At 74.5% G+C, this 18,802-nt stretch carries 16 protein-coding genes; 10 read left to right on the forward strand and 6 right to left on the reverse strand.

Features of this window, described 5'->3' with window-relative positions; translation table 11 throughout:
- Window positions 1-67: 67 nt before the first annotated feature.
- The 3 genes from rsgA to DC008_RS27665 all read left to right on the forward strand — a co-directional run bounded on the left by rsgA (window position 68) and on the right by DC008_RS27665 (window position 3,169).
- Window positions 68-1,177, forward strand: coding sequence for a ribosome small subunit-dependent GTPase A (gene rsgA, locus DC008_RS27655; protein WP_108709278.1), 1,110 nt, complete (start codon window positions 68-70; stop codon window positions 1,175-1,177).
- Between the two features lie 70 nt (window positions 1,178-1,247).
- Entirely contained in the window at window positions 1,248-2,654 is a 1,407-nt protein-coding gene (locus tag DC008_RS27660) for a DNA-3-methyladenine glycosylase 2 family protein (RefSeq protein WP_108709279.1), read from the forward strand.
- 20 nt (window positions 2,655-2,674) lie between these two features.
- Window positions 2,675-3,169 (forward strand): methylated-DNA--[protein]-cysteine S-methyltransferase, encoded by a 495-nt coding sequence (locus DC008_RS27665; protein WP_208646001.1) that lies wholly within the window; start codon window positions 2,675-2,677, stop codon window positions 3,167-3,169.
- A 1-nt stretch (window position 3,170) separates the two neighbouring features.
- Here the strand turns inward: DC008_RS27665 and DC008_RS27670 are convergent, their stop codons facing one another.
- Window positions 3,171-3,653, reverse strand: coding sequence for a DUF456 domain-containing protein (locus DC008_RS27670; protein WP_108709281.1), 483 nt, complete (start codon window positions 3,651-3,653; stop codon window positions 3,171-3,173).
- 187 nt (window positions 3,654-3,840) lie between these two features.
- Here DC008_RS27670 and DC008_RS27675 point away from each other — a divergent pair, with 187 nt between their 5' ends.
- On the forward strand, window positions 3,841-5,169 hold the full coding sequence (locus DC008_RS27675) for a protein phosphatase 2C domain-containing protein (RefSeq protein WP_108709282.1): 1,329 nt from the start codon (window positions 3,841-3,843) through the stop codon (window positions 5,167-5,169).
- Here the strand turns inward: DC008_RS27675 and DC008_RS27680 are convergent, their stop codons facing one another.
- Window positions 5,170-6,531 carry a helix-turn-helix domain-containing protein gene (locus DC008_RS27680; RefSeq protein ID WP_108709283.1) on the reverse strand — a complete coding sequence of 454 codons (1,362 nt, stop codon included), beginning with the start codon at window positions 6,529-6,531 and terminating at the stop codon, window positions 5,170-5,172. It lies immediately after the preceding gene.
- 229 nt (window positions 6,532-6,760) lie between these two features.
- On the opposite strand from DC008_RS27680, the gene DC008_RS35735 reads away from it, so the two are divergent.
- Both DC008_RS35735 and DC008_RS27690 read left to right on the forward strand, forming a co-directional pair.
- A complete protein-coding gene (locus DC008_RS35735) occupies window positions 6,761-7,387 on the forward strand; it encodes a hypothetical protein (RefSeq protein WP_208646004.1) in 627 nt (208 codons plus the stop codon).
- A 558-nt stretch (window positions 7,388-7,945) separates the two neighbouring features.
- Complete coding sequence (locus tag DC008_RS27690; protein WP_108709284.1) at window positions 7,946-8,425, forward strand: ATP-binding protein; 480 nt, start codon at window positions 7,946-7,948, stop codon at window positions 8,423-8,425.
- Window positions 8,426-8,500: 75 nt separating this feature from the next.
- Here DC008_RS27690 and DC008_RS27695 read toward each other — a convergent pair whose 3' ends face one another.
- Window positions 8,501-9,538: a DUF2637 domain-containing protein gene (locus tag DC008_RS27695; protein ID WP_108709285.1), complete on the reverse strand. Its 1,038-nt coding sequence runs from the start codon at window positions 9,536-9,538 to the stop codon at window positions 8,501-8,503.
- A 295-nt stretch (window positions 9,539-9,833) separates the two neighbouring features.
- Window positions 9,834-10,679: a (2Fe-2S)-binding protein gene (locus DC008_RS27700; RefSeq protein ID WP_108709286.1), complete on the reverse strand. Its 846-nt coding sequence runs from the start codon at window positions 10,677-10,679 to the stop codon at window positions 9,834-9,836.
- A gap of 154 nt (window positions 10,680-10,833) precedes the next feature.
- Between DC008_RS27700 and DC008_RS27705 the strand changes: the two genes are divergently transcribed.
- On the forward strand, window positions 10,834-11,631 hold the full coding sequence (locus DC008_RS27705; RefSeq protein WP_108709287.1) for a GntR family transcriptional regulator: 798 nt from the start codon (window positions 10,834-10,836) through the stop codon (window positions 11,629-11,631).
- 283 nt (window positions 11,632-11,914) lie between these two features.
- Here DC008_RS27705 and DC008_RS27710 read toward each other — a convergent pair whose 3' ends face one another.
- Complete coding sequence (locus DC008_RS27710; RefSeq protein ID WP_108710887.1) at window positions 11,915-12,694, reverse strand: hypothetical protein; 780 nt, start codon at window positions 12,692-12,694, stop codon at window positions 11,915-11,917.
- 154 nt (window positions 12,695-12,848) lie between these two features.
- Entirely contained in the window at window positions 12,849-14,513 is a 1,665-nt protein-coding gene (locus tag DC008_RS27715; RefSeq protein WP_108709288.1) for a PucR family transcriptional regulator, read from the reverse strand.
- A gap of 374 nt (window positions 14,514-14,887) precedes the next feature.
- On the opposite strand from DC008_RS27715, the gene DC008_RS27720 reads away from it, so the two are divergent.
- From DC008_RS27720 to DC008_RS27730, 3 genes are read left to right on the forward strand one after another with little or no spacing between them, the layout of a single operon-like run.
- Window positions 14,888-15,778 (forward strand): FAD binding domain-containing protein, encoded by an 891-nt coding sequence (locus DC008_RS27720; RefSeq protein WP_108709289.1) that lies wholly within the window; start codon window positions 14,888-14,890, stop codon window positions 15,776-15,778.
- The gene (locus tag DC008_RS27725; protein ID WP_108709290.1) at window positions 15,778-16,347 is read left to right on the forward strand and encodes a (2Fe-2S)-binding protein; all 570 of its coding nucleotides are present in this window, start codon (window positions 15,778-15,780) and stop codon (window positions 16,345-16,347) included. Before DC008_RS27720 ends, DC008_RS27725 begins: the two co-directional genes overlap by 1 nt.
- 2 nt (window positions 16,348-16,349) lie before the next feature.
- Window positions 16,350-18,737, forward strand: coding sequence for a xanthine dehydrogenase family protein molybdopterin-binding subunit (locus tag DC008_RS27730; RefSeq protein WP_108709291.1), 2,388 nt, complete (start codon window positions 16,350-16,352; stop codon window positions 18,735-18,737).
- The last annotated feature ends 65 nt before the right edge of the window (window positions 18,738-18,802 follow it).

The following is an 18,802-nucleotide window of genomic DNA, read 5'->3' on the forward strand; positions in this document are numbered from 1 at the left end:
CTGACATCCACCTTCCTCGCGCCTCTCACGCGCGACGGCCGGGGCCGCCCTTGTGAAGGGTCACCCGTTGACTTCCAGCTTTGCCGCTTCCTCCTCCGTCCGCACCGCTCTCGCCCCCTACGGCTGGGACGAGGCCTGGGCGGACGCCTTCGCGCCGCACGCGGCCGAAGGACTTCTCCCCGGTCGCGTCGTCCGCGTCGACCGGGGCCAGTGCGACGTCGTCACCGCCGACGGCGTCGTCCGCGCCGACACCGCCTTCGTCACCCCGCACGACCCCATGAAGGTCGTGTGCACCGGCGACTGGGTGGCCGTCGACCCCGAAGGCGCCCACCCGCGCTATGTGCAGGCGTATCTCCCGCGCCGCACCGCCTTCGTGCGGTCCACCTCCTCCAAGCGGTCCGAGGGGCAGATCCTCGCCGCCAACGTCGACCACGCCATCGTCGCCGTGTCGCTCGCCGCCGAACTCGACCTGGGCCGGATCGAGCGGTGCCTCGCGCTGGCCTGGGAGTCGGGCGCCCAGCCGGTCGTCGTCCTCACCAAGGCCGACCTGGTGCCGGACGCCGTGACGCTCTCGTACCTCGTGCAGGACGTGGAGACCACGGCACCCGGCGTGCCCGTGCTCCCGGTCAGCAGCGTGGACGGCGACGGCCTCGACGTGCTCGTCGCCCTCGTCGGCGGCGGCACGAGCGTCCTGCTCGGGCAGTCCGGCGCCGGCAAGTCCACCCTCGCCAACGCGCTGCTCGGCGAGGACGTCATGGAGGTGCGGGCCACCCGGGACGTGGACGGCAAGGGCCGGCACACGACCACCACCCGCAACCTCCTCGCGCTGCCCGGCGGCGGGGTCCTCATCGACACCCCGGGCCTGCGCGGTGTCGGCCTCTACGACGCGGAGACCGGCGTCGGCCAGGTCTTCTCCGAGATCGAGGCCCTCGCCGAGGGGTGCCGATTCCACGACTGCGCCCACGAGGCGGAGCCCGGCTGCGCCGTCCTCGCCGCGATCGACTCCGGTGAGCTGCCCGTCCGCCGGCTGGAGAGCTACCGCAAGCTCAAGCGGGAGAACCAGTACATCGTCGCCAAGACCGACGCACGGCTGCGCGCCGAGATGCGCCGGGAGTGGAAGCGCAAGGGCGCGCAGGGCCGGGCCGCGATGGAGGCCAAGCGCGGCCGGCTGCGGTGACGCGGGCCCGTCCTGCTCGGTGTCCGATTCCCGCCAGCGCCGGCCTGCGGCGGGGCGGACACTGGACAGCGTGAAGGACGAGGACAGCAGGTACGAGGCGGTGCGCAGCCGCGACGCACGGTTCGACGGCGAGTTCTTCTTCGCCGTCGAGACGACCGGCGTCTACTGCCGCCCCAGCTGCCCGGCGGTCACGCCGAAGCGGCAGAACGTGCGGTTCTTCGCGACGGCCGCCGCCGCGCAGGGCTCGGGCTTCCGGGCCTGCCGGCGGTGCCGTCCGGACGCCGTGCCCGGCTCCGCCGCCTGGGACGTACGGGCGGACGTGGCCGGGCGGGCGATGCGGCTCATCGGCGACGGGATCGTCGACCGGGAGGGCGTCGCCGGGCTCGCCGCACGACTCGGCTACAGCGCCCGGCAGGTGCAGCGGCAGCTCATCGCCGAGCTCGGCGCCGGGCCCGTCGCGCTGGCCCGCGCCCAGCGGGCCCACACCGCGCGGGTGCTGCTCCAGACGACCGGCCTGCCGATCACGCAGGTCGCGTTCGCCGCCGGGTTCGCCAGCGTCCGCCAGTTCAACGACACGATCCGGGCCGTCTACGCCCGCACCCCGACCGAGCTGCGCGCCGACGCACCCCGTGCCGGCCGCCCCGCCGGGCGTACGGCCGCCCCGTCCGCGGGCATCCCGCTGCGGCTCGCGCACCGGGGCCCGTACCACGCCGCGACGGTCTTCGACCTGCTCGCCGAGGAGGCCGTGCCCGGCGTCGAGGAGGTCACCGGCCCGCCCGGCGACCGCCTCCACCGCCGCACCCTGCGGCTGCCCCACGGCAGTGCCGTCGCCGCCGTCGCCGAGCGGGCACCGGCGAGCGGCCGGGGCGGGGCAACCCACCCCGGCGGCTGGCTCGACGCACGGCTCCACCTCACCGACCTCCGCGATCTCACCACCGCCGTACAGCGGCTGCGCCGTCTGTTCGACCTGGACGCCGACCCGTACGCCGTCGATGCGCGGCTCGGCGCCGACCCCCGGCTCGCACCCCTGGTGGCGGCCCGGCCCGGACTGCGCTCGCCCGGCGCCGCCGACCCCGGCGAACTGGCCGTACGGGCCCTCGCCGGGCCCCGGCGGGCCGCCGAGCTGGTGCGCCGGTACGGCAAGACGCTCGACGCGCCCAGCGGCGGCCTCACCCATCTGTTCCCCGAGCCCGCCGTGCTCGCCGGCGCCGAACCCGGCGGCGCGCTCGGCGCGCTCACCACCGCCCTCGCCGACGGCGTCCTGCGCCTGGACGCGGGCGCCGACCGGGACGAGGCGTACCGTGCCCTGCGGGACCTGCCCGGCCTGGACGCCCGTACCGCCGCCGTGATCCGCACCCGCGCCCTGGCGGATCCGGACGTGGCGCCGCCCGGCACCGAACTCCCCGACGCCTGGCGGCCCTGGCGCTCCTACGCGCTGCGCCATCTGCGCGCCGCGGGCGAGCCCGACCCCCGATGACCGCGAACGAGAGGACCGCCATGGCCCCCCGTATCTCCTGGACCGAGGTCGACAGCCCCCTCGGTCCCCTCCTGCTCACCGCCGACCCCGCCACCGGCGCCCTGACCTCCGTGTCCGTGCCCGGCCAGAAGGGCGGCCGTACGGTCCTCGCGGAGTGGCGGCACGACCCCGGGCCCTTCCGCGCCGCCCAGGAGCAGCTCGCCGCCTACTTCGCCGGGGAGCTGAAGGAGTTCGACCTGGAGCTGAGCGCGCCGGGCAGCGAGTTCCGCGAGCGGGTCTGGGCCGCCCTCGACGACGTCCCGTACGGGGCGACCACGACCTACGGCGAGATCGCCGCGCGCATCGGCGCGTCGCGGCCCGCCGTCCGGGCCGTCGGCGGCGCGATCGGCGCCAACCCGCTGCTCGTCGTGCGCCCCTGCCACCGGGTGATCGGCGCCGACGGCTCCCTCACGGGGTACGCGGGCGGACTCGACCGCAAGATCCGGCTGCTCACCCTGGAGGGCACCCTGCCGTAGGTCAGCCCCAGACGACCGCGCCCAGCCAGGCCCCCGCGATCAGCTGGCAGGTGAACAGCTCCGTCAGCACGCTCCAGCCGCCCGAGCGCATCGCGGTGCGCACCGCGGCCCGAGCCTCGCCGTGCCGGCCGAGGCGGCGCCGGGCCTCCAGATAGGCGCCGCCCAGGAACCCGGGCACCGAACCGACCACCGGGACGAGGAGGAACCCCAGGAACGAGCCCGCCGCCGCGTACACCGCCGTCCGGCGGTCGGCCCAGCCGGGGCGCAGGCGCCGGGGCGGCAGTGCCCAGCGCACCACCTGGGAGACGAACAGCGCGACGGTCGCCCCGACGAGCACCCACCACGTCACCGGCTCGACGTCCGCGAGCGCCCACCACAGGACGGCCGCCCACACGAGCCAGGACCCCGGCACCCCGGGCACCATCACCCCGCACAGGCCGAGCAGGAGGACCAGGCCCACCAGCACGAGGTCCCAGACTCCCATCTGACCAGAGTGCAGGAGCCCGCGAGGACGCGCAGATCAGGCACTGCCGCCCGGGCACCACCAACGGCACCGGGCGTGTCGTACGCCCGTTCGTCATGTCACCCGACGTGTCCCTCTCGGCGCTCTGCGCGGCCGGATTTGCCGATGCCCCGTTCCCATCCGGGCCCCGCGGGGGACAATCGGGGGCATGAACCAGCAGGGGGGCAAGCCCACCGGTCACGAGGACGACTGGTGGGGCCAGCTGTACGGCGACGCCGACGACGCGGGCCCGTCCGCGGCGCCCGACTCGCTCGACGACCGGTACGCCTCGGCCGCGGGGACCGTGAACCAGCGCCCGGAGGCGAACCCGCGCCCGGACGGGAGCGAGCGCCCGGACGGGAGCCGGCGCCCGGACGTCCCGGCGCAGCGCACCGGCGCGGACGCCCCCGAGCGGGCGCCGTCGGCGTTCCCGGCAGGGCTGCCCCGCCCGCCCGGCTTCACCGTGGAGGACCCGCGGGCACCGGCCGACGAGGAGCCGCCCCCGCCGCCGCCCGCCCCTGACCGGACCGTCCGCTCCCTCGACTACGTGGGCGCCGGCCCGCCCACCTACGACCCGGAACCGACCGCCCTGCCACCGGCGGACCCGGACGACCTCGACGACCTGGTCCCCGACACCGTCCTCGACGGCGCCCGCTACGGCACCGCCACCCTGCGGGCCGTGTCCCTGCGCGGCGACTCCGCCCGCTACCGGGGCGAACCCCGCCGCGACTCCCTCCTCACCGCCCGCTTCGGCACCGGTGAACACGCCCTGCTCCTGGTCGCGATGGCCACCGGCGCCCGCGCCACCCCACGGGCCCACCGGGCCGCCGCCGAGGCGTGCCACTGGATCGGCCGGGCCGTCGGCACCAGCCATGAACGCCTCGCCCGGGACATGCGGGCCGGCCGGCGCGGCGACCTGAAGTCCGGGCTGCACCGGCTCACCGGCCGCAGCCTCGGCCGGCTCCGCGCCAGCGCCGTCGAACAGGGCGTCGACCCGGAGGAGTACGCGGCCACCCTGCGCTGTCTGCTGCTGCCCGCCGACCCCGAGTGCCGGACCCGGGTCTTCTTCGGCGCCGGCGACGGAGGGCTGTTCCGGCTGCGGGACGGCGAATGGCAGGACATCGAGCCGCGCGTCACCGACGCGGCCGGCGAACCCGTCGTCGGCTTCGGCTCGGCACCCGCCGAGACCCCCGAGGGCGACCGGCTCACCATGGACCTCGGCGTCCCGACGCCCCCGAGCCCCTACGAACCGGCGCCCGAGCCGCCCCGCGAACCCTTCCGCTTCCGCGCCTCCGTCGCCCGCCCCGGCGACACCCTGCTGCTGTGCACGGGCGGTCTCGCCGACCCGCTGCGCGGCGAACCCGAACTCGCCGCCCACCTCCGGCGGCGCTGGTCCGGCTCCCCGCCGCCCGGCCTCGCCGACTTCCTCGCCGACACCCGGGTCCGGGTCAAGGGGTACGCCGACGACCGTACGGCCGCCGCCGTGTGGGAGGCCTGATCAGGTGTACGGCACCCACGCCCGCTCCGACGTCTCGTACACATAGCGCGGCAGCGAGCCGATGCCGGTCGTACGGAACGGACGGCCTTGGTCGTCGATGCGGACGGTGCCGGTGCGGCCCTGCGAGGACCAGTCGAGCTCCAGGTACCAGGAGCAGTCGCAGTCCGCGGTCTGCGCGGTGATCAGCAGTACCTCCGGGTCCGTCGCGGACACCCGGTACGGCAGCCGCATCGCCGGGATCGGGGTGCCGGAGTCGTTGCCCCTCCGGGGGCGTGCGATCGGCCGGTCCTTGTCCAGGTCGACGTCGAAGTAACGCGGCGTCAGCGCCCCGCCGCAGCCGTGGCCCATCGCGTACGCGGTGCCCTTCATCGGCGCCGCACGGCTCACCATCCGGACCCGCAGCGCCTCCAGCACGACGGCGGTCGAACTGCGGCCCTGCACCGTCACCTTCACCATGGTCTGCCGCCCGTGCACGGCCCCCAGGGAGGTCGCCCACGCGCGGGCGTCCTGCCCCGGGGGCGGCGGGGGCACCTGCTCCGGGGGCCGGGTGAGCACGTAGTCGTGGCCGCAGCCCGCCTGCCAGACGTGCGAGTCCACACTCCAGGCCAGGGGCACGCCCGCCGGGGGCCGCGGACCCGTGGCCTTCCCCGACGGCTCGGCGCCGCCCTTCTTCCCCGGCGCGGACTTCGTCGAGACGCCGGGGGAGGGGGACGCCGTCGTGGCGGTGGGGGAGGGGGACCGGGGCGGCGACGGGCGGGCCGTGGCCGGGGCCGTCGTACGGGTCGGGTCGACCGCCCGCACCTGGTCGGGCCGGCGCGACCGGTCGTCCGGCAGCGCGGCGAGGGCCCCCACCCCGGCGAGGAGCGCGGTGGCGGCGGCGGTGAGCACGAGGAGACGCCGGCGCCGGGGGCGGGGATGGTGCTTGCGTGCGGGGGCGGGTGTCGGGGTGACGTCGGTGGCCGCCTCGTCCGTGCCGGGGGCGTCCGCAGAGGGGGTTTCACCGGTCTCCGTCGGCGCCTCGGTGGTCGTCTCCGCTTCGTCGGGCGTATCCGGCGCCGGGGTCTCCGGCTTCGTGCTCTGCCGGCCGCGGGGCCGTTGACGGGCCGCCACCGCGGCGAGCCACAGCCGGTGCAGCTCCAGCCGCTCCTGCGGGGTCGCCGCGCACAGCGCCGCGAACCGCTCCACGGGCGCGAACTCGAGCGGTACGGCCTCCCCGGCGCAGTAGCGGTGCAGTGTGGAGGTGTTCATCGCGAGGCGGCGGGCCAGCTGCCCGTAGCTGCGGTCGGTGCGCTCCTTGAGCCGTCTGAGCAGCGCCGCGAACTCCTGGACGTCGTCCCGCACTTCCGACACCCGTTCCCCCATGGTCCAGTCCGTCCCGGGACGGCATCCCAGGCACTCCCCTTATCTGCACGTCAACGGGGCTGGGATGGTTCCACCGTCGCCGATCGGCGCCCGGCGCTTGCGGCGGCCCACTGGGGCGGCTGATGCTTCTGGGGCCGCACCGACCTGGAGCCGCGACGACCGAACGGCGTCGGTGACGGCCTTCCACCACGGTCGTCACACGCACCGACTCATCCACGGGGGGCCGCCCATGTCCACGACCATCCGCACCGGTGTGCTCGCCGCGCTCGCCGTGGCCGGGCTGACCGCCGGAGCCGCGCTCACCGCCGCACCGGCCGGCGCCGCACCGGCCGGCGCCGCGCCGAAGGCGGCGCCCAGGTTCCTGACGGCGTCCCAGCTGCCGCCGCACCCGACCGGCTGGACCGCGGGCCCGGTCAGCGACGGGGTGCCCGTGGAGCTGGAGTACTGCTTCGGGGAGGCGCTGCTCGCCTACGACATCCGTCACCGCGACTTCCGCACCGAACTGGAGACCAACGCCCAGCAGATCGTCGTCGTGGTCGGTGACAGTGCCAAGGCGGAGGCGCTCGCCCGGCGCCTCGACCGGGAGGTCCGGCGCTGTGCGCTGCGGGCCGGCGCCGACCCCGAGATCGAGGCCGAGTACCGCACGTACGGGACCCTGCCGGTGGAGGAGGGGGCCCGCGTGCACGCGGTGCACACCCGGGCGGCGTGGGGCGCGATGGACATCAACCTGACCTCGGTCGGCCGGGACGGCGGCACGGTCACCCTCGTGCGCTGGGGGCAGATGGGGGACTTCTCGGACGCCCCGGTGAAGGCGTTCAAGAAGACGACCACCACCGCGGTCGACAAGCTGTACTGACCACACGGCCGGCGCGTCACGGGGCCGCCCTCCCGCACGGGGGTCGGGCAGGGCGGCCCCACGGGGGAGTGACAGCGTCCCGTTTCAGCCACTTTCCGAGGACGGGGGCGTCGGCGCCGAGGGGTCCGGGCCGCCGACTCCTCCGTCCACCCGGGTGTCCGCACCGGGTACGCCGACTTCGGCAGGACCGGGTCGGCGTTCCGCGTGATCCCGTACGGTCCGCACGCCCGTACGCGGGTCGGCGCGAGGGCCGTGTGCCGGGGCGCCGCACGGCCCTCTCCTGGCCGCACCGGAGGACGGCCCCGCCTCATGCCGTCGCAAACCCCGTCCTGCCCCGTCCTCCCGGCCGGGCAGGTGACGGACCCCGCCCACCGGCCGCTCCGGACGCCCGAAACACGGTGTCCCGGCTTTCACCCACCCGTACGGACCGGCCGCCGATGGCCGAACACCTGGTCGTCGACGACGGGACATGACTGTTCGCCACCGCGACCGGGGAATGGTTCCCGTGAACGTGTTCGAGCCAGGAGGGGAACCGACATCGGCACGCAGGCGGGGGTCATGAAGAGGCAGGCACGGGGAGGCGGTACCACGGCGGTCGGGGCCTCCTCGGCGAAGACGGCGGAGGACGGGACCGGGGACGCCGGGGACCACATACGGACCTCCCAGCTCAGGCGCAGACTCGGCCGGGCCGATCTGCGGGCGGTACCGGAGGCGCGCAGGGCGCTGCGCGAACTGCTGCGGCAGTGCGGCAGGGGCGGCGGCTCCGACACCGCCGAACTGCTCACCAGCGAACTCGTCACCAACGCACTCGTGCACACCGACCGGGACGCGGTGCTGACCGCCACCGTGGGACCGGACGGACTGCGCGTGGAGGTACGGGACTTCACGTCCCGGCGGCCCAGGATGCGCGTACCGGACGCCGACACCGGTACGAGCGGCCGGGGCCTGCTGCTCGTGCAGTCCCTGGCGGACGCCTGGGGCGTGTGCGTGCACGGCGTGGGCAAGGCCGTCTGGTTCGAGCTCGGCGTCGACGTGTGACGCCGGACGACGGGAAGGGGCGCGACCCGTGCCGTGGGTCGCGCCCCTTCCCGTGGATGCGTGGCTGGGACGGGCTCAGCCGAACTGCTGCTCCAGGTCCTTGAGCTTGCGCTCCAGGGAGTCCAGCCGCGGCAGCGCCATCGTGTCGTCCTCCGCGGTCAGATCGACGGTCACCGGTTCCGAACCGGTGCGTACGGGCTCAAGAGAAGGGCGAGTACGCACGGGCAGCGGTTCCGGCGAGGATATGGCAGGCTCCGCGGTGACCTGGGACGAGGCGGGCTCCAGGGCCTGCGGCTCGCCCTGCCGGCCGCCGCCGCGGCCGATGAACCCGCGGTGACCGCGGCTGATGGCCTTGAGCTGGGCGCGCTCCATGCGCTCCTTGTCCCGGCGGCGCAGGCGGGCCGCCTCCTTCTGCCGCTTGTCCTCGCGGACCTCGTCGACCGCCTCGTCCAGGCTGCGGACGTTCTCCAGCAGCATGAGCGACCACGCCTTGTAGGTCTCGCGGGGCGCCCGCAGCCAGCGCACTATGCGGATCTGGGGCAGCGGGCGCGGCACCAGGCCCTGCTCGCGCAGCGCGGCCCGGCGGGTCTGCTTGAGGGCACGGTCGAACAGGACGGCCGCCGACAGGGACATGCCGGCGAAGAAGTGCGGGGCGCCGGCGTGGCTCAGGCCGCGGGGCGCGTGCACCCAGTTGAACCAGGCCGCGGCGCCCGCGAACGTCCACACGAGTATCCGGGAGCCGAGCGCCGCGTCGCCGTGGCTGGCCTCGCGCACCGCGAGCACGGAACAGAACATCGCCGCACCGTCGAGACCGAACGGCACCAGGTACTGCCAGCCGTCGCTGAGGCCCAGGTTCTGCTCACCGAAGCCGACCAGGCCCTTGAAGGAGAGCGCGGCGGCGACGGCCGCACAGCAGAAGAGCAGCACATAGGACGCCGTGCCGTAGATGGCCTCCTTGCGCCTGCGGCGCTCCTCGTTGCGCTCCCAGGAGTCCTCGGTCAGGTGCTCCCCGGACCGTTTCCCACGAGCGAGCACCGCCACCGCCGCCAGCATGCCCAGGAGCAGTACGGCGCCCGGAAGCAGCCAGTTCAGCGATATGTCGGTCAATCTCATCTGGGGTCCCTTGCATTGGGATAGGGCGTAACGCCCGCCATAGTGGCCCAATCCCTGCGGCCCTCAGGGGGTTTCGGGGCAAGAGGCCGCCAAGGAGGTGCAAGGGGATGCCCAGGGCGGCGTTCTGCTCGAACTGCCGCTTGAGGGGCGGGAGTTGAGTTCGAACAACACTACCCGTGCGGGTGGTTCCGTGGAAAGTTCCTGCGGAAAGTGTGGAACCTGTGAAACGAGCGCGTTCGAACGGCCGTACGAGAGGCGGCCGTTGGCGGTCGGCGCCCGGCCGCTGCCGGTCGTTTCAGGCCGCGAGGAGCTTGGCCAGCCGGTCGGCGTCGCAGGTGCGCGGACAGGTCGCGCAGGTGTCCTCGGGGCGCACCGTGTAGAACATGCAGCAGCTCGCCCGGTCACGGGTCGGCAGCGACTCGCCGTCCGGACCGGTCAGCTCACGGAAGGCGGCCGAGCCCACGTACGGCTTCGTCGCGCCCGGCAGCAGCAGCTCCAGCTCGTGCCGGGCCCGCTCCTGCTCGCCGTCCCCGAACAGATGCGCCACGTACCACAGGCCCTCGACGACCTCGTCCGTCGCCATGCCCCACAGGGCGCGCCCGCGCCGCCGCATCCGGGGGCCGAAGCCGCCGAGGACCGGCTCCAGGTGCTCGGCGACGGCCGCGCGCACCTCGGCCCGCAGGGCCTCCTCGTCGGGGACCACCCGCGCGCCGGGCAGCCCGGCCGCAGGATCGCCGGGCAGGCAGGCGAAGGAGACGGGACGCGCGGCGAGACGGCCCAGGGGCGCGCGCGGGTCCGTACGGTCGTACGAGACATGTGTCACGGGGAAGCGCGGGACGCGGCGGAGCAGGAACCACGGCACGGTGATCAGCAGGCACGCCGGCCAGGCGTAGCGGTGCAGTCCGAAGCTGGCGACGACGTCCGGGCGCGCGGATTGCCCGTAGTCCCGGAGCACCTGGGCGTCGTCCCAGGCGAGGAACGCGTCGAGCCCGGTGCCGCCCTCCGCCAGCGCGTCCGCGGTGACCCAGCCGCCGTGCCGGGGCAGCGCCGCGGAGGTGGCCGGCTGGGTGATGTCGAGCCCCGGGAGGACCTCGGCGAGACGGGCGTAGGCGTGCTCGAGAGCTGAGGAGGGCACGGGCATCGGGGCCGCCAATCCGCGAGGTACTGAAGGTAAGCCTTACCTTACCCCTAGATCGGCGAGGTTTGAACTGTCGCGTTCTGCGCCTAAGGTGCTTGACGGGTGAGTAACAAGCCGCCGTAATACCCCACGTACCGACCGTCCCGGAGGAGGACCCGTGAAGCAGGGCGCGCGAAGCTCCGCGACGACGGGGACACCGCGGACACCGCACGTCCAGGAGGCCGCGGCGGCCGCCCCGGAACCCCGGGTCCCCCCGCAGGGCACACCGCCCGCCGCGCGCGGCGAGCACACTCACAGCGAGACGCCGATCCCCGGGCCGCGTCCGGTCGTGCAGCGCGCCTCGGTGCGCGGGCAGATCCTCGACGCCCTGCGCACCGCGCTCGTCACCGGCGAGCTGGCGCCCGGCGCCGTCTACTCGGCACCCGCCCTCGGCGACCGCTTCGGCGTCTCCGCGACCCCGGTCCGCGAGGCCATGCAGCAGCTCGCCCTGGAGGGCGCCGTCGAGGTGGTCCCCAACCGGGGGTTCCGCGTCGTCGAGCGCGGCGCCCGGGACCTGGCCGAACTCGCCGAGGTCCGGGCGCTCATCGAGGTCCCCGTCATGCTCCGGCTCGCCCACGCGGTGCCCGCCGAACGCTGGGCCGAGATGCGCCCGCTGGCCGAGGCGACCGTGCGCGCTGCGGCCACCGGATGCCGGGCCACCTACGCCGAGTCCGACCGCACCTTCCACCGCGCCGTGCTCTCCCTGGCCGGCAACGCCCAGCTCGTGCGGATCGCCGACGACCTGCACCGCCGTGCCCAGTGGCCGCTCACCGGCCCGGCCCGCACGCCCGGCCGGGGTCACGCCGACCTGCTGGCCGACGCGTCCGAGCACACGGCCCTCCTGGACGCCCTCATCGCCCGCGACCTGGAGGTCGTACGGGCGCTGGTCGACGAGCACTTCGCCGGCGCGCATTAGGGCTTGCTCCTTGCGGCCTTCAGGCCGCCGCCGGTGGTGCCGGGGTCGGACGCTCCGCCCGCGAGGGGCCCGCCCAGCCGCAAGAGCCGCCGCACGGGCGGTCTCGGCCTGCGCGCCGCCCCGCCGCGTCCGCTTCGCCGCCCGAGCCGTCACCGCCGACGGCACGGGGCCGGATGCTCCGCCCGCGAGGGCCCCCGCCCAGACACCGAACAGCCGCCGCACGCCGGGCAGTCCGTGTCGACCGGGGTGCCGGTTCGGCTTGCCCGCGTCCCTCCTCGGCCCCTCAGGCCGTCGCCGCCGGTGGTGCCGGGTCCAGGTGGTCGGACAGCCAGGTGGGGACGCCGCCGAGGAGGCGGAACAGGCGGCGGGCCTCGTCGCGGAGCCGGGTCGCCTCCGGTTCGGACTCCGTGTCGGCCAGCGACGCCAGCGCCGGGGCCGTGCCCACCAGATAGCCCAACTCCTCGCGGATGCGCAGGGATTCGGCGAAGCCGTGCCGCGCCTCGGCCAGCTCCCCGTCGCGCAGCGCCAGCCCGGCCAGATGCCGCCAGGTGAACGACAGCAGCAGCGGGTCGGCGTGCGCCGTGGCGCCCGCGTGGGCGCGGCGGTAGGCGGCGCGGGCCGCCTGCGGCGAGCGCGCCAGGTTCTCCGCGAGCAGACCGCGGCGGAAGTCCAGCAGGGCCCGGCCCGGCGCGCCCGGCGCGATCAGCGCCGCCGCCCGGCCCAGCGCCGCCCGCGCCTCGTCGGCCCGGTCGCGCACGGAGTGCAGCGTCGCCGCGTACGCAAGTTGCCCCCGTTCACAAGCGGCCGCGCCGCGTTCGTCGTCGGTGTGGGCCAGCGCCTCGGCCGTACGGAGCGCGTCCTCGGCCTCCGCCCAGCCCCGCTCGGTGTACAGGCACCGCTCCACCAGCAGGGCCGCGCGCTGGAGCGCGGCCTGTGCGGTGACCGGCTGGAGCAGGGCCGCCGCGTCCGCCCAGCACGCGCGTGAGCGCAGCCGCCATACCGCGGTCTGGAGTGGATCGTCGCCGCCGGTCGTTCCGTTACCAGACATGGCGGTATACGCCACCTCGCCCTCCCCGAGCACGCCATCGAGCTGTTGAGTGGTGGCGGCATCTCAGCACGAATACGAGCGCCCGGCCAAGAGGGTGGGTGAAGGATTTCACAAAGTCGTGGGACACGGACGGCACTTGGTGCCATCTCCGCGCGCCCCCTGCGCCGGTTCAGCTCATCCGCAATGCCAGGAAGAAGTCCAGCTTGTCCTCCAGCCGGGACAGGTCCCGGCCCGTCAACTGCTCGATCCGGCCGACCCGGTAGCGCAGTGTGTTGACGTGCAGGTGCAGCCGGGTGGCGCACCGGGTCCAGGAGCCGTCGCAGTCGAGGAACGCCTCCAGGGTGGGGATCAGCTCGGCGCGGTGCCGCCGGTCGTAGTCGCGCAGCGGGTCCAGCAGCCGCGCGGTGAACGCCCGCCGGACGTCGTCGGGCACGAACGGCAGCAGCAGGACGTGCGAGGCGAGCTCCTGATGGCCGGCCGCGCACACCCGGCCCATCCGGGCCGCGGCGACCCGGCGCGCGTGCCGCGCCTCCTCCAGGGCGCCGCGCAGCCCCTCCGCGGAGTGCACGGCCGCGCTCACCCCGAGCGTGATCCGGCCGTCGTCGTCCAGCCCCGCGGAGAGCGGCTCGGCCACGGCGTCCAGCAGCGCGTCGGCCAGCACCCCGGCCTCCGAGCCGTCGTGCTCGGCGGAGACCGCGGGGAGCGGCACCAGAGCGATCGCCTCCTCGCCGGTGTGCGCCACCGCGATCCGGTCGGAGGGCTCCGGGCCGGTGGCGCGGGGATCGACCAGGACCTCCTCCAGCAGGGCCTGCGCGGCCGGACCCGGCTCGATACCGCCGTCCGCCCACTCGACCCTGGCCACCACGACCTGCCAGTGCGGGGCCGCCCCGAGGCCGGGCAGCAGCACCGGGGCCGCCACCCGCAGCCGGGCGGCGATCTCGGCGGGCGCAGCGCCCGTCTGGACCAGCTCCAGGACCTCCTGCGCGAGCCGGCGCCGTACCGTGCGGGCGGCGTCCCGGCGGTCCCGCTCGACGGCGATCAGCTGGGTGACGCCCTGGAGGAGGTCCAGCCGCTCGGCGGGCCAGTCCCCGGCGTCCGCCTCCACGGCCAGCAGCCACTCGGACAGCACCGTCTCGCGGGGGTCCCCGGCCGGCCGGCCGCCGCTGCGGATCGGGAAGAGCGAGTACACGGTGTTCCCGAGCGTGACCCGGTGCGGGCCGCGGCGGCCCGAGCGGGCGGCCGCGAGATGCCCGGCCGCGAGCCGCGCGCACAGGTCGGGCGGCAGCGCCGGGCCGGCCGACTTCGAGCCCGCGATCAGCCGTCCCACCGGGGACAGCACCCAGGCGCGCAGGTCCAGGTCGGAGCCGAGCAGATCGAGGACCACGTCCGGGCCGCCGCCCGCCGGGCCCGACGTCATCAGCCGGCGGTGCCGGTCCACGACGGCCGCCAGATCCCCGGCCCGCTCCCCGCTGACCTGCCGGACGACATGCTCGGTGACCGTCGCGAACGCCACCGACTCGTGCACCGCGAACAGCGGCAGCCGGTGCCGGGCGCAGGCCGCCACCAGATCCTCCGGGACGTCGCCGAGCTCGGCCGTGCCGGCCGCCAGGGCCGCCACACCGGCCTGCACGAGGATGCGGACGAAAGGGTCGGAGTCCGCGGCGTCCCGCCGCCACGCCAGCCCGGTGAGCACCAGCTCCCCGCCCGACAGATAGCGGCTGGGGTCCCTCAGATCCGTGGTCATGACCCCGCGCACGGTGCGGTCGAGCTCGTCCTCGCCGCCGAGCAGCTTCAGGCCCAGCGCATCGGTGTCCAGCAGTGCGCGCAGCCGCATTCTCGTCGCCGCCGTTCTTCTGTCTCGAAAACTACGATGGATCTTGAGGGGTCCGGGCAGGCCCGCGCACGGGCCGCGAGCGGCCCCCACGGGCGGCGCGCTCGTCGTCTTTCGGACGGTGTCCCAGGTCACAGAGCCGTGCCGGATGTTTCCCCGGGGAAGCAGGGAGGTTACGGGTGCCCTCCGTTCATACGAATCTACAAGATGCCCATCGTGGCCAGCCAACTCCTTCATGGTTTCCGTGACTGACCCCGGTGGAGCACAGGCCTGTGTACTGACGTCCATCAGCGTGAACAGCACATGAACGAGCCGGGCCCGCCGCACCCGATCTGGCTCGATCCGTACGACCCACGAGACGAAGAAGAGAGCCGGTCATGGACTTCCTTCGCCCCGCCAGCTGGGAGGAGGCGCTCGCCGCGAAGGCCGAGCACCCCACCGCTGTGCCGATTGCGGGCGGCACCGATGTGATGGTCGAGATCAACTTCGACCACCGCCGGCCCGAGTACCTCCTCGACCTCAACCGGATCGGAGACCTCTACGAATGGGAGGTCGGCGAGGACAGCGTGCGGCTTGGCGCCTCCGTGCCCTACACGCGGATCATGGAGCACCTGCGGGCCGAGCTGCCGGGCCTCGCCCTCGCCTCGCACACGGTGGCCTCCCCGCAGATCCGCAACCGCGGCGGAGTCGGCGGCAACCTCGGCACCGCCTCCCCGGCCGGTGACGCCCACCCGGCCCTCCTCGCCGCCGGCGCCGAGGTCGAGGCCGAGTCGGTGCGTGGCAGCCGCCGTATCCCCATCGACGCGTTCTACACCGGCGTGAAGCGCAACGCGCTGGCGCCCGACGAGCTGATCCGCGCCGTCCACATCAAGAAGGCCGATGGACCCCAGCAGTACTCCAAGGTCGGCACCCGCAACGCCATGGTCATCGCCGTGTGCGCCTTCGGTCTCGCCCTGCACCCCGAGACGCGGACCGTCCGGACCGGCATCGGCTCGGCCGCGCCCACCCCGATCCGCGCCACGACCGCCGAGGAGTTCCTGAACGCGGCGCTCGAGGAGGGCGGCTTCTGGGACAACGGCAAGATCATCACCCCGTCGGTCGCCAAGCGGTTCGCGGACCTGTGTGCCGCCGCCTGCAACCCGATCGACGACGTCCGGGGCACCGCGAGCTACCGGCCCCACGCGGTCGGCGTGATGGCCCGCCGCACGCTGACCTGGACCTGGGAGTCGTACCGCGGCACCGCCGCCACCACGGAGGGAGTCGCCTGATGCGTGTCAACTTCACTGTCAACGGACGTCCGCAGGAGGCCGACGACGTGTGGGAGGGCGAGTCCCTGCTGTACGTCCTGCGCGAGCGGCTCGGCCTGCCGGGCTCCAAGAACGCCTGCGAACAGGGCGAGTGCGGCTCCTGCACGGTCCGTCTGGACGGCGTGCCGGTGTGCTCGTGCCTGGTCGCCGCCGGCCAGGTCGAGGGCCGCGACGTCGTCACCGTCGAGGGCCTCGCGGACCACGCCCGGCAGCGGTCCTGCGGCGACACCCACGGCACCTCGCTCGACGAGGCCAAGACGTGGCAGGCCAAGGGCACCGACTCACAGACCGGCGAGGGCACCGAACTCGCCCCGATCCAGCAGGCGTTCATCGACGCCGGCGCCGTCCAGTGCGGATTCTGCACCCCCGGTCTGCTGGTCGCCGCCGACGAGATGCTGGAGCGCAACCCCAACCCGACCGACGCGGACATCCGCGAGGCACTGTCGGGCAACCTGTGCCGCTGCACCGGCTACGAGAAGATCATGGACGCGGTCCGGCTGGCGGCCGCACGGCAGGGAGAGGCGGTCTGACGATGGCGTCCCCCAGCGGAACCCCCACGAAGATCACCCAGGGCGCCCCGACCAAGGGCGGCATCGGCGAGTCCACGCTCCGCCCCGACGGCACCCTCAAGGTCACCGGCGAGTTCGCCTACTCGTCCGACATGTGGCACGAGGACATGCTCTGGGGCCAGATCCTGCGCTCCACCGTCGCGCACGCCGAGATCGTGTCCATCGACACCTCCGAGGCCCTCGCACTGCCCGGTGTGTACGCCGTCATGACCTACGACGACCTGCCGACCGAGGTCCGCCACTACGGACTGGAGATCCAGGACACCCCGGTCCTCGCGCACGGCAAGGTCCGCCACCACGGCGAACCGGTCGCCCTCGTCGCCGCCGACCACCCGGAGACCGCGCGCCGCGCCGCCGCCAAGATCAAGGTCGAGTACCGCGAACTTCCGGTCGTCACCGACGAGGCGTCCGCGACCGCCCCCGACGCGATCCTCGTCCACGAGGACCGCGACGACCACCACGCCGGACACGTCCCGCACCCCAACATCGTGCACCGGCAGCCGATCGTCCGCGGCGACGCCGCCCGCGCCGCCGGACGCGCCGACGTGATCGTCACCGGCGAGTACACCTTCGGCATGCAGGACCAGGCGTTCCTCGGCCCCGAGTCCGGCCTCGCCGTGCCCGACGAGGACGGCGGCGTCCATCTGTACATCGCCACCCAGTGGCTGCACAGCGACCTCCGCCAGATGGCCCCCGTCCTCGGCCTGCCCGAGAGCAAGGTCCGGATGACGCTGTCCGGCGTGGGTGGTGCCTTCGGCGGCCGCGAGGACCTGTCGATGCAGATCCATGCCTGTCTGCTCGCGCTGCGCACCGGCAAGCCCGTCAAGATCGTCTACAACCGGTTCGAGTCCTTCTTCGGGCACGTCCACCGCCACCCCGCCAAGCTGTACTACGAGCACGGCGCCACCCGCGACGGCAGGCTGACCCACGTCAAGTGCCGGATCGTGCTCGACGGCGGCGCCTACGCCTCCGCCTCCCCGGCCGTCGTCGGCAACGCCTCCTCGCTGTCCATCGGCCCGTACGTGGTCGACGACGTCGACATCGAGGCCATCGCCCTCTACACCAACAACCCGCCCTGCGGCGCGATGCGGGGCTTCGGCGCGGTCCAGGCCTGCTTCGCCTACGAGGCGCAGATGGACAAGCTGGCGAAGGAACTCGGCCTGGACCCGGTGGAGTTCCGGCAGCGCAACGCCATGGAGCAGGGCACGATCATGCCGACGGGCCAGCCCGTCGACTCGCCGGCCCCGGTCGCCGAACTCCTGCGCCGCGTCAAGGCGATGCCCCTGCCGCCGGAGCGCCAGTGGGAGTCCAGCGAGGGCGCCGACGTACGGCAGCTGCCCGGCGGCCTGTCCAACACCACCCACGGCGAGGGCGTCGTCCGGGGCGTCGGCTACGCGGTCGGCATCAAGAACGTCGGCTTCTCCGAGGGCTTCGACGACTACTCGACGGCCAAGGTCCGTATGGAGGTCGTCGGCGGCGAGCCGGTGGCCACCGTGCACACCGCGATGGCCGAGGTCGGCCAGGGCGGCGTCACCGTCCACGCGCAGATCGCCCGCTCCGAGCTCGGCGTCGCCCAGGTGACCATCCACCCGGCCGACACCCAGGTCGGCTCCGCCGGCTCGACCTCCGCCTCCCGGCAGACGTACGTCACCGGCGGCGCCGTGAAGAACTCCTGCGAGCTGGTCCGCGAGAAGGTGCTGGAGATCGGGCGGCGCAAGTTCGGCTCGTACCACCCGGCCTGGGCCACCGCCGAACTCCTCCTGGAGGGCGGCAAGGTCGTCACCGACGGCGGTGAGGTCCTCGCCGACCTCGTCGACGTCCTGGAGGACGAGAGCGTCGAGGTCGAGGCCGAGTGGCGGCACCGCCCCACCGAGCCCTTCGATCTGCGCACCGGCCAGGGCAACGGGCACGTCCAGTACTCGTTCGCCGCGCACCGGGCCGTCGTCGAGGTCGACACCGAACTCGGCCTGGTGAAGGTGATCGAGCTGGCCTGCGCCCAGGACGTCGGCAAGGCGCTCAACCCGCTGTCCGTCGTCGGCCAGATCCAGGGCGGCACCACCCAGGGCCTGGGCGTGGCCGTGATGGAGGAGATCATCGTCGACCCGAAGACGGCGAAGGTACGGAACCCCTCCTTCACGGACTACCTGATCCCCACGATCCTCGACACGCCGACCATCCCCGTCGACGTGCTCGAACTCGCCGACGACCACGCGCCGTACGGGCTGCGCGGCGTCGGCGAGGCCCCCACCCTGTCGTCCACCCCGGCCGTCCTCGCGGCGATCCGGGCCGCGACGGGGCTGGAGCTGAACCGGACCCCGGTACGCCCCGAACACTTGACGGGCACCGCGTAACGTCCGCGCAGTTGCGGGCAGTCGTGCCTCCCCCGGTGCCTCAAGGGCCTGGGGGGCCCAGCGGC

Origin of the sequence: Streptomyces nigra, assembly GCF_003074055.1 — a bacterium.
In the GTDB taxonomy this organism is placed as follows: Bacteria; Actinomycetota; Actinomycetes; order Streptomycetales; family Streptomycetaceae; genus Streptomyces; species Streptomyces nigra.